The organism is Phocaeicola sp. HCN-40430 (assembly GCF_037890285.1).
Lineage (GTDB): Bacteria > Bacteroidota > Bacteroidia > Bacteroidales > Bacteroidaceae > Phocaeicola > Phocaeicola acetigenes.
In genome coordinates, this window is the sequence record NZ_JBBKBS010000035.1 from 1 (window position 1) to 14650 (window position 14650).

At 40.3% G+C, this 14650-nt stretch carries 14 protein-coding genes; 4 read left to right on the forward strand and 10 right to left on the reverse strand.

The genetic code is table 11. The features are described 5' to 3' along the window. Positions 1-7 precede the first annotated feature (7 nt). From WKU26_RS11945 to WKU26_RS11985, 9 genes are read right to left on the reverse strand one after another with little or no spacing between them, the layout of a single operon-like run. On the reverse strand, positions 8-682 hold the full coding sequence (locus tag WKU26_RS11945) for a hypothetical protein (protein ID WP_340322187.1): 675 nt from the start codon (positions 680-682) through the stop codon (positions 8-10). Then, a complete protein-coding gene (locus tag WKU26_RS11950; protein ID WP_340322188.1) occupies positions 679-1224 on the reverse strand; it encodes a hypothetical protein in 546 nt (181 codons plus the stop codon). Before WKU26_RS11950 ends, WKU26_RS11945 begins: the two co-directional genes overlap by 4 nt. Further along, on the reverse strand, positions 1221-1766 hold the full coding sequence (locus WKU26_RS11955; protein WP_340322189.1) for a type IA DNA topoisomerase: 546 nt from the start codon (positions 1764-1766) through the stop codon (positions 1221-1223). Before WKU26_RS11955 ends, WKU26_RS11950 begins: the two co-directional genes overlap by 4 nt. A gap of 26 nt (positions 1767-1792) precedes the next feature. Then, entirely contained in the window at positions 1793-2533 is a 741-nt protein-coding gene (locus tag WKU26_RS11960) for a hypothetical protein (protein WP_340322190.1), read from the reverse strand. 5 nt (positions 2534-2538) lie between these two features. Further along, a complete protein-coding gene (locus tag WKU26_RS11965; RefSeq protein WP_340322191.1) occupies positions 2539-3726 on the reverse strand; it encodes a toprim domain-containing protein in 1188 nt (395 codons plus the stop codon). Positions 3727-3756: 30 nt separating this feature from the next. After that, the gene (locus tag WKU26_RS11970) at positions 3757-5082 is read right to left on the reverse strand and encodes an ArdC family protein (protein WP_340322192.1); all 1326 of its coding nucleotides are present in this window, start codon (positions 5080-5082) and stop codon (positions 3757-3759) included. Then, the gene (locus tag WKU26_RS11975) at positions 5066-5296 is read right to left on the reverse strand and encodes a hypothetical protein (RefSeq protein WP_304214027.1); all 231 of its coding nucleotides are present in this window, start codon (positions 5294-5296) and stop codon (positions 5066-5068) included. Before WKU26_RS11975 ends, WKU26_RS11970 begins: the two co-directional genes overlap by 17 nt. Before the next feature lie 52 nt (positions 5297-5348). Continuing rightward, positions 5349-6656: a DNA mismatch repair protein MutS gene (locus WKU26_RS11980; protein ID WP_340322193.1), complete on the reverse strand. Its 1308-nt coding sequence runs from the start codon at positions 6654-6656 to the stop codon at positions 5349-5351. A gap of 11 nt (positions 6657-6667) precedes the next feature. Then, on the reverse strand, positions 6668-7453 hold the full coding sequence (locus tag WKU26_RS11985; RefSeq protein ID WP_340322194.1) for a DUF4099 domain-containing protein: 786 nt from the start codon (positions 7451-7453) through the stop codon (positions 6668-6670). 83 nt (positions 7454-7536) lie between these two features. On the opposite strand from WKU26_RS11985, the gene WKU26_RS11990 reads away from it, so the two are divergent. The 4 genes from WKU26_RS11990 to WKU26_RS12005 all read left to right on the forward strand — a co-directional run bounded on the left by WKU26_RS11990 (position 7537) and on the right by WKU26_RS12005 (position 13939). Then, on the forward strand, positions 7537-8172 hold the full coding sequence (locus WKU26_RS11990; RefSeq protein ID WP_340322195.1) for a glucosaminidase domain-containing protein: 636 nt from the start codon (positions 7537-7539) through the stop codon (positions 8170-8172). Positions 8173-8353: 181 nt separating this feature from the next. Further along, complete coding sequence (locus tag WKU26_RS11995) at positions 8354-9403, forward strand: DNA cytosine methyltransferase (protein WP_340322196.1); 1050 nt, start codon at positions 8354-8356, stop codon at positions 9401-9403. Beyond that, a complete protein-coding gene (locus tag WKU26_RS12000; RefSeq protein WP_340322197.1) occupies positions 9390-12272 on the forward strand; it encodes an ATP-binding protein in 2883 nt (960 codons plus the stop codon). Before WKU26_RS11995 ends, WKU26_RS12000 begins: the two co-directional genes overlap by 14 nt. A gap of 5 nt (positions 12273-12277) precedes the next feature. Further along, positions 12278-13939, forward strand: a complete 1662-nt coding sequence (locus WKU26_RS12005; RefSeq protein ID WP_340322198.1) for a response regulator receiver domain — start codon at positions 12278-12280, stop codon at positions 13937-13939. A 5-nt stretch (positions 13940-13944) separates the two neighbouring features. On the opposite strand, the gene WKU26_RS12010 is transcribed toward WKU26_RS12005, so the two are convergent. Continuing rightward, on the reverse strand, positions 13945-14643 hold the full coding sequence (locus WKU26_RS12010; RefSeq protein ID WP_340322199.1) for a TraX family protein: 699 nt from the start codon (positions 14641-14643) through the stop codon (positions 13945-13947). Between the last annotated feature and the right edge of the window lie 7 nt (positions 14644-14650).

Consider the following 14650-nt stretch of genomic DNA (forward strand, 5'->3'; position numbering starts at 1 on the left):
CTTTTATTTATTTGGTTGTATATATAGAAATTATCGGCCTGGATTTATGAGGTTGATCTTTCGGTGTCTCCTGAATAGTTCCTGACTGCATAGAGTAAAGCCATGCTTTATTCTCCTTTTGCCCTTCCACTTCAGTAGAAGACCATAACCAGCATTCACCCGGATTCAGATTAATCGGAGTTCCACCGACTTGATTTATAAACTCATTAATCTGATGCCGGACAGAAAACAGAAATGAGAGTTGCTGGACAGAAGGAATATAGGCCGATTGTCCATAACTCCACAAATCAAAAGATTTGATAGCCATTGGTGATTGGACTTCCTCATTATTGAACAAAGAATAGGTATTCTCATTTCCGTCCTCTTCAGTCAATGATGCAGAAGTACACTGGTCAATACCGAGACTGTCAGCAAAAGATAAAGGTTCCATATCATGAATGTAAACTGCATAACCAAGATTGTCAGTTTCAGCACTACGGTTTACATGGAAAACTATGGCAACAGCTTCTTTCTCAGATTGCTTGAATTTGTCCATGGACAATATATTCCCGTCCGAACAAATCACATTGCCAACCTGAAGGGAAGATAAAAGGCCGTCATCTTCTTCATGTTCACAATGACAGGAAGTGAGTATCAGTCCACTCCATGCCAGAATCGGTAATAAAAATCTTTTCAGCTTCATAACCGTGGGATTTCAAATGACCTGATTACACATTGCGCTTCCTTATCCATAATGAACCAATATTCAGAGCGGTATGGCTGTCCGTCAGAATCAGTGGCTTCATACTCTATCTTTACTTTCCAACCGTTGAACGGCTTGCGTTCCTGACTACTTTCATCACCTATAGGCTTCAGTTCACCGGAAACCATCAGAGAGCGGAGTGCCGTCATGGCATCCATCTGACGTTTCATCCGTCCGGACATCCCGTGACATTCTGAATCCGGATTATTAAAATCCGTATCCTCCATAAACCTGCGGCTGATTTTCATCATGGCCACAGAAAGAGCCATCTTCTCCTTCATTGTAACATACTCACGGCCAAATACAGAATCCGGTTTGCTGATACCGACAATTTTTACGGATTCCGGATTGTCCACGGAAGCCATCAGTGCCTTTTTTGCAATATCCTGCGCCTTATTCCCGCTGTTGTCGGAACAGCCGGTTCCCATTCCGAGCAGAACTGCCACTGCAGGCAGTATCAGAAGTTTCTTTCCCTGTTTCATATCTTTACGATTTGAAGTTTATCCGGAGCCAGACCGAGGCGTTTGCGGTAAATGGAACCGTCTTCCCGGTACATCTCCAGTTCGGATGAAGTAATGTTTTTCTCACAAAGCTCCTTCGCCTCTTCCAGTGTCAGCTGATGGCCGCCTATATTCCTCCATATGGCGAATGAGCACGGTGCTTCCTGATTGCTGTAGTTGGAACAGTTGAAAGCCCTTGTTCCCACACGTACCTCGCTGCCGCAGTGCGGACACCTGCCGATTACAGACTGCATATTGACTGCACCGTCATCAGCAAGTTCCAGCACTGTCGGGAAAGTCTTTCCTTCCTTGGTGGAAAAGCCGTCCAGAAGGATACAGCGTTTCTCCAGAAACTCGGCAATCTCCCCGTCATTCATTTTTCGGTTGCCGATTATGGCATTGATGTTGAGCACACAAGAAGGATGCTCACCTGTGTTGTTTTCGCAGCGATACCCCTTGCAGGTCTTCACCACGTTGCCGCCACAGAACGGGCAGCGTCCTATAATCTTCTTTTCTGAATCCATATTACTGATAAATTACTATGTTTGAATTAATTGTATGAGAATCCACGGTTCCAGTCCGCAACGATTCCACCTATTATGTTCTTGCCAGACATCACGCTTGCCCAACCTTCCGGGTCAAGAGAGAACCAAAGGTCGTTCCATGAGAGTGTGTGTACCTGCCATGCCAGGATAAAGAGGTCGGTATTGACAGCCTCCAGTCTGGTCAGTACTTCGTTTGCTATGTAGTACCGCTCGGAAGAACTGAGCAGGTTTACCTTGTGCTTCTCCTTACCTCCGTCAGAACCGCCTGTATCATAACTTCCGGAAGTTACCAGCTGCTTCATGAACGGATAAAGCGCAGCCATCTGGGTTGCGGCATCGGCCAGTTCATCAGAAACTATAGCAGCGATGGCCGTTCCCTTCAGGTTACTGCCGACCGATTTGAGCAGCAGATTACAGTTCTGAGGAATCTCCGTGGTCACCAGTTCTCCGGCACGCTTAATCTGATAGAGATTCTGCATGGCTCCCTGTGCATTGGAAAGATATTCCAGCATCTTGTTCTCCACACTGTGTACCCTGTCGAGTGCAACCGTTACGGCAGTCTCGGCAGCAATGATTTTCTCATGAGCCTTCTGACGTTTGTCATAGATATTCTTCAGAGTGGAAGTCTGTGCAAAGACAGCACCCGCCAGAGTCGGGTCTGTCTGTTGTGCAAAAGTGTCCGTACCTTTCAGCAGAAAAACTGCAAGGACAGCCACTACCGTTATTCTTAACTTGATTCTGTCCATATCATTCAGATTTTACGTCCTTTATTCCTTTGTTCGCTCAGATTCTGTTCACGTTCCTCCTTATGAGGTGAAATTACCGGCTCCATCGGCCTGTTCAGCAGACAGTCGTTCCAGTCTTTGAAAGCCTTCGGAGGAAGCCACTGTCCCATACGGTACCGGATGTTCAGCTGCCTGGCAACCTGGGCCAGTAGAGGACGCTCCATGTCAGGCTCGATTACCTTTCCCTTCGCTTCAATCCGGATGCCGCCGTCAGTTCTGCTTATCTTCATCTGAATATCTTCCTGCAGGGCCATCATGCGCAGTCCGTATATTCGCCCTGCCAGGTCGTTGTCAAAACAGTCGAAGGCACGTGCATTGGGAAAGCGTTCCATGACTCCGGTTATCTGCCTGTCAGAGAATGTGCCGCCCAGTGAAACCAGAGCCGCACTGTCCCCAATCTGTATCCGGTTCATCTGGTAGAAGGCCATGGCATCAAAAGCCGATTCACAGAAGAACACGCTTCTTACATTGTCCGGTCTGATACCCGAAGGAACAGCCACCCATGCCGAAGATGACGAATCCGTACCGGCAGCCTTCGACTTGTAACCGCCATGTCCTCTGATTTCATACCCCTTGACTTCATTTCCCTTTCCGTCAGTATATGGAAATCCGATATTGTAGCCTTCAAACTTCCCGTTGTTCCTGTCCCTTATAAGGGAAATAAAGGGTGAAAGAACCGTAACGGTCGCTTTGGACAGTCCGCGCCGGGAAAACAGTCCCGGTATTTTTTCGGTATCAACCGGCTTCACCTCATATCTGGAAGCGTCAAACACACCGCATGATTTTCCTGCCGATTTTACATACTCCCTGTTCTCCCTGTATTCAGGTTCAGGCATGTTGGCGAAACGTGCCATGACCTTGGCTATCTTCTGCCATTCATCCTTTCCTGATACCGTAAAGGAAGAAAGATTCTCACGGATGAGTGTCACCACATCGCCCTTGGAACCGTCACGCCGGAAGAACGTCTGTGCTGCCTTGTCGTTGGGATGGCTGACAATCAGCGTATCTCTCCTGTTACCGCCTTCACCGAGCACCAGTTCGATGTAACGTCCGACACCGGCCTTCCTGTCCAGACGGTATCCCAGAGCATATGCAATGTCATCAATCCCTACACGGGATTTCATTTCCCTGAAATTAACCTTGTAGTCACTCATGCTTTCCGATTTAAGATGTTATACAGAATTTCATATACCAAGTCCTGTACCGGCATTCCGGTTCCTGCCCATCATGGTAATCTCCGGTTCGTATGTCTTCCGTGCCGTCATGTTCAGAAAAGCCTCCTTGTCCCTCCAGTCCGTAAGTTGGAAGAATGTCCTGGCCGTTTCCTTGGAAACCTTCTTCAGTCCCAACTCCACACCATCGTATGACGCACGGATGGCATAGTCTCCAGAACGGGTCTTGACGATGGCCGCATTCTTGAAAGATTTCTCTTCGTCAGCACTCATTGAAGTCAGCGGGTCATTCTTCGCCAGATAAGGCTGCTCGCCGAGAGCCAGACGCTGTTTGTCCACATGGTCAAGAATCAGGTCGGAAGCTTTGTTCACGTCAGCCATGACCGATACGATAAACTTCGGTTCCTGTTTCAGTACACCAATCCACGAGTCCAGATAGGCAGCAGAGTTGTCCGTTATCCTGGAATCAAAGCCCATGGAATGGCTGATCATGGCAGCCGTAAGTTCCGCCACCAGTTCCTCCTTGGCATATTTCGGGTCACCGAACCTTCCGCCCATCTCCCTGTTCAGACGCTCCGGTGTCATGGTGGAGTGAGTCATTTCATGCAACATGGTAGAATAATACTCCATTCCACCACGGTAGGTTTCTTCTGGAGAATCACCAATATTGAACTGCGCCTTCATGGGCAGTACCACAATATCCTTTGAGGGAGAATAATAGGCACCGTTCTCACGTTTGTCGGCACGTATCGGACAAAGCCACTGCTGCGTCTCCACCATACGGTCGAGTGCGGCATGGGTGTACATACCTTCCGTATCCCGAAGCTCTGGAACTTTGAACCTGTCCATTAGTTTCTGCATCCTCTCCGGCTGTACTTCTGCCAGATTGGTCTGTGCCACATTGTATACCGGGAATGATTTGATGAAAGGAATGACATCCATATCCTTCTTCTCTTCCTTGCTCATTGCACGGTATTCCTCCGTGCTTATCCTCTTGCCGTGACTGTCCTTTATCATCATATCCCAGTACACCACCGGGAAGGCCTTTTCACCCTTCAGGACATGAGCCTTCAGGTTATGTGCCTGCTTGAAGGTCAGATATACCGGAAGCTGGTAGTTCATGGCTACGGTATGCATCTGAAGGAAGAAGGAATTAGAACCGGAATAGTTGCGGCCACCCACATTCTGCGGCAGTCCGGCATAACCTGATGCGCCGCCAATCCATCCCTGTTTCCATCCGGTATCTTTCATCTGCTGCATACGCTCAATCATCATTGCAGCGAAGCGGTCTATGGCCGCCTGTCCGCTGTTTCCCTGAGAGTCAGTTCCAGATGCCATAGCTGTCGTCATCCATTACCTGACGGTTCATCTGCTCGATGTCCGTCTGTTCCACATAGAATTCGGCCGATTCATCCGAAGGGTCCGTACCGTGTGACCGGCACCACTCCAGATAATCATCTGCATTCTCACTGTCCATAACAAAGCGGAGGAAACCTATCTTACCCTCCTGCAGAAGCTCCACAAGCTCCTCATGGTTCATTTTAGCTGACATATCTTATATCTTTAGTTTATTACATAAAATTGATTAAACAACTCTGATTATGTTACATTTTCATAGAAGCCGTTTTCTCCACCTTTGCGGTGTTGGCGGCAAGCATATCGGTTATTTCCGTATTCAGGTACTTGGCCGCAATCTGTTCCCTTGTGGCCGTCTTGGTCTTGAAAAGAGAATAGCCGTCATCGAAGGAGATTTCATGCCGGGAAGTCTGTCCCTTTTCTCCGAGGTCAACCGACACCTTCCATTTGTTGTCGTTCCTGTCCTTGGCTACACGCACACCCTTGGGGTCAACACCTTCAGGAAGCTGATATTTCTCGTATGCGGATTTCAGATGCAGACGTTCTCCGAAGTTCTTCTCAATAAGCTGGTTTGGAGTGGCCACTCTGTCGAAGTAGGCATTCAGGTCCTGGCGTGAAGCAACGGCAGACATGTTCGTATCCCCAACCTGAACATAGAACTTGTATTTCCCAAAGTCAGGACGCTGCTCGTCCTTCTCCTTATAGACATTGAACTTGTTTACGGTTATGGAACCGTCCGGTCCTGCAATCTCCATTGGCATACGGAAGGCTTCCTCAGATACCTTCGGCATCAGCTTTGTCGGATAGTAGCGTTCCATCAGCTGCGGCACCGTCATTTCCTTATTCTGATAGGCTGCAAGGTCGGCTGCATCCATCTTCTGCGGCTTGAGTTGCTGTCCGTCAATCTTTGCGGTAAAGTACCAGTCGGCAGGATTGGTGGTACTCTGGTAGGCATGACCATGAGTAACCTTTTCACCGTTGGCCGTTACCATCTGCGGCTCACGGGGCTTTCGTTCCTGAGTTGCCTCCGTTTTCTGTTCGTCCTTCTTTTCGGTCTTTACCTCATTATCCGTCCTGGTCTCAGCTTTGGCCTTCGACTTCTTTTTCCTTGCAGGTTTTACATCAACAGTGTTTTCCACTGTTCTGTTAGGAGTTTCCTGCGCACCCTGTTCCTTTTTCTTCTTTCCCATATCTGTATTGTTTTGAATGGTTCTGTCATTATTCTCAGTCTTGTCCTGTCCGGCCTTCTTCTTCAAAGGACTGTCCAAGGCATCACAGATTGCAACCCTGATTCCGGAACGTATCAGTCTGGGCAGATAAACGTCAAGTGCCGATTGTGGGAATGATGCAACCTTTACAGGTCTCTTGTAGTCAGGCAGCATCCTGTCTGCAATCTCGATGGCAAGTACTGCGGTAGCCTTTACGGCATCCTGCTTATAGAGTTCATAGAAACTGTTCCGTCTGAACAGCAGCATGGCATCCGGATGCTTCTTTTTCAACTCGTTGAACTGCCGTATGATATCGGTATCATTATCTGAATCTGTCTTTTTAGTCATAGGAATCAGTATTAGAGTTTAAGGCTGTTTGCTTTTGTTTCCTTCCGTGATGCAGAGAGTGAAATGGCACGCTCCATAGACTGTTTGTCCACCACCTTCTTATACTCCCAACGGTTCTTGTCTGTCATAACAAGGCCGAGGTATTCAGGATGAATCTCGTCATAGCGGAGTTTCTGCTGCCTTTCCCATTCCTTCATGTCACCCTTGATAAGCCTGAATCCCTGCTGCTCCTTCAGGTCAATGCCGACCGAAACCTTCTCTCCGCCTACATTCAGTTCAACAGGTTTTCCCTCCCGTACCTGCTGCTTCTGCTGCATACCCAGTTCAATGTCGTTTACCTTCTCCATGTCCTTCAGACGCTGCTCCAGCTTTATGTCTGTGACACGCTTGTGAATGACGGATTTTGTTTCCGGATCAAGCTGGAGATACTGCTGAGTCTTTTCACCGTTTACGTTGACCGCCTTCTGAATTACCTCACCTCTGGCCAGACGTTCAGCCTCCTGCTGAGTGAGGTTGAGAACCTTGTTGCGTTCCCGGTCCAGTTCTGCACGTACCGGATAGGCAATCAGAGCCGGAGCACCGTTCTTGTCTGTAGTCATCTGTAGCTTCATCGGCATGGTGATGATGCTGCCGTTCCTTGCGTTGATGGATACCTGCATGATGGGAGTCACTTCACCTGCCATCAGCTTCTCCTTCACTTCCATGGGTAAGCTGTCCGCCTTTTCACGGTCGATACCCAATATTGCCAGTTTTTCGTATGGCAACAAATCGGACTGATTTCTGTTGTGCATTTCCATATTACTGTAATTAAGCTGTTATATTTGCGGTTCTAACCGCCTGAATGCCACAAATGTATTTACGGAAATCCTCTGAAAAAGAAATGCGCAACACTATTCTGATTTCATTGCTTCTGATGTTTCTGCCAGTAAGTGTATCGGCACAGTTCTATACGATAACCAGAGATTCGGAACTTCTGCCAACAGAAAGACAAAAAGAGGCCTATAAGCATGTAGAAAAGGATGTTACAAAAGGGGAAAAGAATAAGATGATGACAAAGGATACCCTGACTGTCAGGCCAGACAATCAAAAGGAATTGGATGATAACAGCCGGAATAGTGACAGGAAAGCATCCCTGAAAACAGAACTGCAAAAGAAAACAGATGATATCCCTAAATCAGAAAACAATCTTCCTGAACTTACCATCCCCAATCTTTATAAAGAAATCATAAGAAACGGAATCCTATACCCCAAAATCGTATTGGCTCAGGCAATATTGGAAACAGGATGGTTCCGTTCATCAGTGTGCCGGAATAAGCATAATCTTTTCGGTCTTACCAATCCTCGTACAGGGAAATACTATGAATTCAATCATTGGACGGAAAGTGTAAGGGCTTATTATACTAAAGTGCAATATAAGTATAAAGGTGGTAACTATCTGCTTTGGCTTGATGAGATTGGGTATGCGGAAGATTCTGAATATTTAGAAAAACTTAATGAAATATTAAAGTTTATATAACAGAATAATATTTAAATTTCACTCATACATCATATAGTTTTATCATTGAATTAATATAGTCATTACTGTTGTTACATTTGATCACGACTTAATATTTATATCATTAAATGATAATGCGTAAAGATAAAATGCGTAAATTTGCTTGCAAATTTTAATTAGTATGAAAGTGTGCACCAGTTCGTTGAAAGCAATAGATTTTTTCTGTGGAGGAGGAGGTATGACATATGGCCTTCGTCAGTCAGGAATTGATGTAATAGCTGGAGTTGATTTTGCAGAGGAGTGTAAAGATACATATGAACAAAATAATCCTACTTCAACATTCATAAATTCAGATATTAGAGAGTTAAAGGAAAACTATTTCGAAGAGAATTTTTCTATTAAAAGGAATGATGATAATCTAATTTTTGTAGGATGTAGTCCTTGTCAGTATTATAGTATAATAAATACAGATAGAAAAAAATCGAAAGATACCAAAGATTTGTTAAGGGAATTTATGAGGTTTGTAGATTATTATAATCCTGGTTATATACTAGTTGAAAATGTTCCGGGTATTTTAACTAGAACTGATAGTGTATTTCCTCTATTTGAGGATTTCCTTAAGAAGAAAAAATACTTTTATAAGTACGAAATAGTAAATATGTGTTATTATGGAGTTCCACAAACAAGAAAAAGATTCTCGCTTATTGCATCTAGATTGGGAGATGTCTATATGCCTAAGCCAGATCAAACAAAAGCTGTGTTGTCTGAATTTATAGGTTTAGAAAATGGATTCCCTAGTATTGAGGCTGGGCATAAAGACGTAACAGATTTTATGCATACTGCATCAAGTTTAGCTCCTATAAATATAAAAAGACTGATTAATACTCCATTAAATGGTGGTTCCCGTTTAGCATGGAAAGATAATCCGGCTCTTCAGTTAAGATGTTATATAGGTAAAGATCATAGTTTTACAGATGTTTATGGTCGATTACGTTGGGATAAACCTTCTTCTACAATTACAACAAATTTCGTAAAAATAACAAGTGGCCGTTTTGCGCATCCAATAGAAAATAGAGGACTCTCTATACGCGAAGGTGCTACATTACAGACTTTTCCTAAAGATTATAAGTTCTGTGCAAATAGCATTCTTGCTAATGCAAGAATTATAGGAAATGCAGTACCCCCTGAGTATGCAAGAAGGTTAGGAATTTTATTATATGAATTAAAAGAAAAATACAATGGCACAATTTAGAACAAAAGCAAGAGCTGTTGATTTGTTAGGAAAAGGACAGATTGCAGATTTGCCAACAGCTATATCTGAATTATGGAAAAATGGATATGATGCTTATGCAAGAAATTTAAATTGTGATTTATATTTGAATGGATATGCAGATGTGGAATCTCCTATTTTTAGTCTGTCAGATGATGGATTTGGTATGACTAAGAATGATATATTATCAAAATGGATTGTTTTAGGTACAGACTCCAAATCTAGAGGTAAAGTTTATCTGACAGATGAACAGCGTTTTAATTTGAGTCCAAGAATCCCTATGGGGGAAAAGGGTATTGGCCGTTTATCTGTAGCATACTTGGGCTCTCCTATGTTGATGTTAACCAAAAAACAGAATGAACCTTGTCAGATGCTTCTGATGGATTGGCGTATACTTGAAAATTACAATCTTTTTATTGATGATGTTAATATTCCTCTTCTAGAGTTTAATAATATTGAACAATTCCGGTACAATCTTCAGGTTATGAAGTTGGATTTTTTGAGTAATTTCCAAAATAATCCCTGTGCTTGGAGTGAGCAAGAAAGTTTGCATCGAAATATTGTCGATAGTGTTACTTCTGTTAAAGTTCCTAATGTAATAGAAAAAGAAATAGAGGATTTATTCCTTCCGCAAGATAAACATGGAACACGGTTTCTCATCTTTCAACCTGATGAACAACTTTTGGATTTGGCTTACTACAATGCAAATGATGATGATAGTTCTACACTGTCTGAACTTAAACGTTCTCTCAGTGGAATTTATAATTTGTTTATGCAACAAGAGCCCGACTTCAAAACATCTTTTAATGTTAGAAATGAAAACGGTAATTACGATATAATTCGTAATTTTTTTGATCATAGTGATTTTGAGAAGGCTGATCATTATATAAAAGGAAATTTTGATGAAAATGGCGTTTTTGATGGCATTGTACGAGTCTATAAACAGACCTTCCCTTATAAATTTAGACCAATCAGATTACCAGGTAAAACACCTTATGGCCCTTTTGAAATAGAACTTGGAGAAATTGAAGGACGTCAAAAATATTCATTGTTATCCCCTGAAGAATATATCACTATGGATGAAAAAACAGAGAAATTTGGGGGATTGTATATTTATAGAGATAATTTTAGGGTGTTGCCTTATGGTAGAACTGATTATGATTTTCTTAAGTTTGAGGAACGTAGATCTAAAAGAGCGGGGTATTATTTCTTTAGTCATCGTAATATGTATGGTTATATTGCAATAACACGTGAAAAAAACAAAGCTCTTACAGACAAAGCTGGACGTGAGGGCTTGATAGAAAATAAAGCTTATAAAGAATTCAAAAAGAATTTAATAGATTTTTTTACTGATATAGCTAAGAACTTTTTTGCTTCCTCTAAGGATGATGTCACAGCTCATTCTATCCAAATGAATGAGATTGCTCGAAAAAATGAAAAAGTTCTAGAGGCTGAAAAGAAAAAAGCTAAGCAGACAAAAGCAAAGTTAAATTCAGACTTGAAAGCTAATGAAGTAAAAATTCTTGAGCTGCAGAATGAGATAATAGAACTCCATCTCCAATTAGAATTGAAATCTAAATCTTTGGAAACAACTTATAATGAGTACCAGGATTTATCGAAGTTGCTTTCTCAGAAGAAAGAACAGCTTCGAAGTTTGAAAATACAAAAGCCGTCGCGTATAAAATTAAGTTCAATTCAGGAGAAAAAATATACAGAATATACTGGAGTATATAATCAGATAATAAAGTCATTGATTGCTTGTGATAATGAAATAATAAAAGTAAGGCAAAAATTTGATGTTGAGAATCTTAGAAAGGATTATGAAAACAATTATCTTGCAGCATTAAGAGAAATAACAACTACTGTCAATTCATATGTGAAACGTACATCTTTAGCATTTGAAGATATTCGTAACAATTTTATGGAGGAAGGTAAATCATATAGTGACTCATTTAAAGAAGAGATTTCAAATATGATTAGTGTCTTAAACACAAAAGAAGAGTATGAAAAGGCTATAGAGTGTATATTGTCAAGTAAAGAATCTATTTTAGCACAAATTGATTCAAGATATTCATCATTTGTTACACATATTGAAAATCTGAGTTTTGATATAGATGATGACGTCTTAATTGGATGGTATAAAGAACAACATAAAAAATTAGAAGAAAAGTTGGAGGCTACTGATGAATTGGCTCAACTAGGTATTTCTGCTGAAATTATAGATCATGAATTAAATGTGCTCCATTCCCAGATGGCTACATCTATTCGTTATTTAGGAGATTATGCAGCAAATCATTCTGAAATATCGAATCAATATGGTCAATTAAAAGTGGCATTTGAGCATATGGAGGCTAATTATAAAATGTTACAGCCTCTATATAGAATGTCACGTAGGCAAAAAAAGACTTTTACAGGTTTGAATTTGCTAGAATCTCTAAAATTGTTTTTTGCTTCTAAAATTAGAGATTTGGAGGTCAATTTTGATGCTAGTGATGATTTTAAAAATTATACTTTTTTCACATTTGAATCGGTGATTTATTCGACATTTATCAATATAATAAATAATGCATTGTATTGGCTGATTCCTGTTTCTGAGCGTAGAATATATATAGAATATTGTACTGAAAATGAAGAGATTCTTGTAATGAATAATGGTGAAAAAATAGCTGACAATTTATTAGAAGATATATTTACTTTATTTTTTACAAGAAAATCTAATGGGCGTGGAATAGGGTTATACTTAGCTAGAAGAAATTTGAATTCTATAGGTCTGGATATTATCGCAAGTAATGATAAAGAGTATAATAAGTTAAATGGAGCTTGTTTTGTTATTAGGTCATATAAAAAATAACAATTATGATAAGTACAGAAGATAAAAAAGCTGTTATATATAATGCAATTAATTCAGCTATTTGTATAGATGATCAATATGAGTCTCCATATTGTGACATCCCTGAAAATAGGAAATATTTTGATGATTCAAAAGAATTGTATATTTCATTTAGGAAAGATGGAAAATGTGATCTTGACATATATAAATTTCGAGGTTATGATGGATTTGATAATGATAAAGACTTTTTGCTGAATCATAAAGACTTGATGATTCTTGATTGGGAATTAGATGCTACTTTCCGAATAAAGCATGAGAGCACATTAAAGATTTTAGATAATGCAGTTGCTAATAAGTATATAAGATGGGTAGCAATATATACTAACGAGCAGGATGATTATAATATTTTATTAAATATATACGCTTATTTTTGTATTAGGAAAACATCTGATGAACTGAAGGCGGAAATTAATGATAAACTTTTTGAAGTATTGGGAATAGTTGAGGAGAAATCAGAAGCAGAAGATGTTGAAACTGATTTTATGAAAAAACTTAATGATATTGTTTCAGCTTTTACACTAAGTCCTAAAGAAGAGCAAGACTGTATAATTAAAGAATTTAAGCGTTATATTTGTAGTTTGTTCCCTCAAGAAGATAGCCGTGAATGTTGTAATAAGTTGAGAGATATAGTAAAAGATGATTTAAATATTTTATTGACATATTATGAGATTGTTAATAAAAGTTTAGAGATATTACACAGAGTGGATGAAAAAAAATACTCTGTCCATATATTGGGTAGAAATTATCTTTTAATTAATGGGACTGTCATTTTTGTCTTGAAGAAAGAGATAACTCCTGATGATGTTTATGGAAAAGTAACAGATGCTATTTGTAATATTCCAAATCAACGTACATTGTTGTTGTCTTTAATGTTGAAGAATATACTTTCTGAAGAATTAGGCATAGGCGGAAAAGGTTTAGGTGGAATAACTGATCGAATGTTATTACATCATTGGGAGTCTTATGAAGAAGAAAATATTGATAATCTTATTGAATTCCTTGTTCTATGTATTAAAGAAGATATTGCAGAAGCAATGAGGACTTATATCGAAGCAGAAAAAATAAGAGAGCTCTTTAAAAGAAACGAGGATGAAACTGAAACAGCAAAAGAACAGGAATTGGCTCTTTTTAATAAAATATTAACTTTTGTTTCTAAAGAAAAATTATCAAATCAAGAACGTCATCAGATAAAAACTGGGGATATTTTTAAGTTAAAGACAGATCTCCATATTCCTAAAGAAAAAGTAGGAGTTGTGGAAGAATATATTATTTGTGTTTCACAGAGTTGTGATTGTTTGCGTCCTACAAAAATCCACAATAATTATGCCTTTGTATACGGAAGTACTGATAGTGTTAAATTAAGAACAGCATTAAAAGAGATAGAGAAAGAAGGAGATTATTCTATCATTTCAGATAATAAGGCTATTAAATGGGATGACAGCTTTTTAACGGTTCATATAGAAAATAATAAATTTAATGTAAACGATGATTTTGCTGTTAAAATTGAGAATAAAGATATTCAATTAGAGTACGTTGGTGGCTTGAAAGATTTTTATGCACAGCGTATTGTAAACAAGATTTTTAATCATGCTCTTAGAATAGGAGTTGATTTACCACACCTAAAATAGTTAGATTAGCAATATTTACCCTGTACACTTAATACTAATATTGATAAGTGTACAGGGTAAAAAGCATAGAATCCATATTTAGCTATATTACCTTGTACAAACCCTCTTGTACCATTATACAGATATAAAACCATGCAGGCCAATATAGCACCAATTACCCCAAAGTGCATCATCAAAGTAAATGTACAAAAAAATTGCATACCTCTACTATATGGGAAAGAGTGACCATATCCATTAATAAGGTAGAAGAAAACAATAATAAGAATCCCTCTCCATTCATAATCCACTCCAAGCCAGGAAGCAAGTCCGGCCATGCCAAGTGTCCAAAGAAATCCAAGTACCATACTACGCTGCAGAAGATTTTCAAGAACCATAAGCGTGGCCACTCCTAAGGCCAGTGTAAACATCACATTATGTGTCCCGTCAGCTCCATTAAGCAGATACCATGGTATTTCACTGATTACGGCAAAGCCCAGCAGAGTAAAGAAATACCTATACCTGCTTCTTGTATGAATAAACCCTTCCGCAATCAGGAAGGCAAATACAGGAAAAGCGATGCGCCCTACACAGCGCATCGTTTCGTATAATACGGTACCGTGCTCCATCAGATAGAGAGCAACGTGGTCTATCACCATGGAAATCATGGCAATGACTTTCAGGGCACTGCCGCTAAGTCCGAATGCCGGTTTTAAGGTCATATTCATAGGCTAT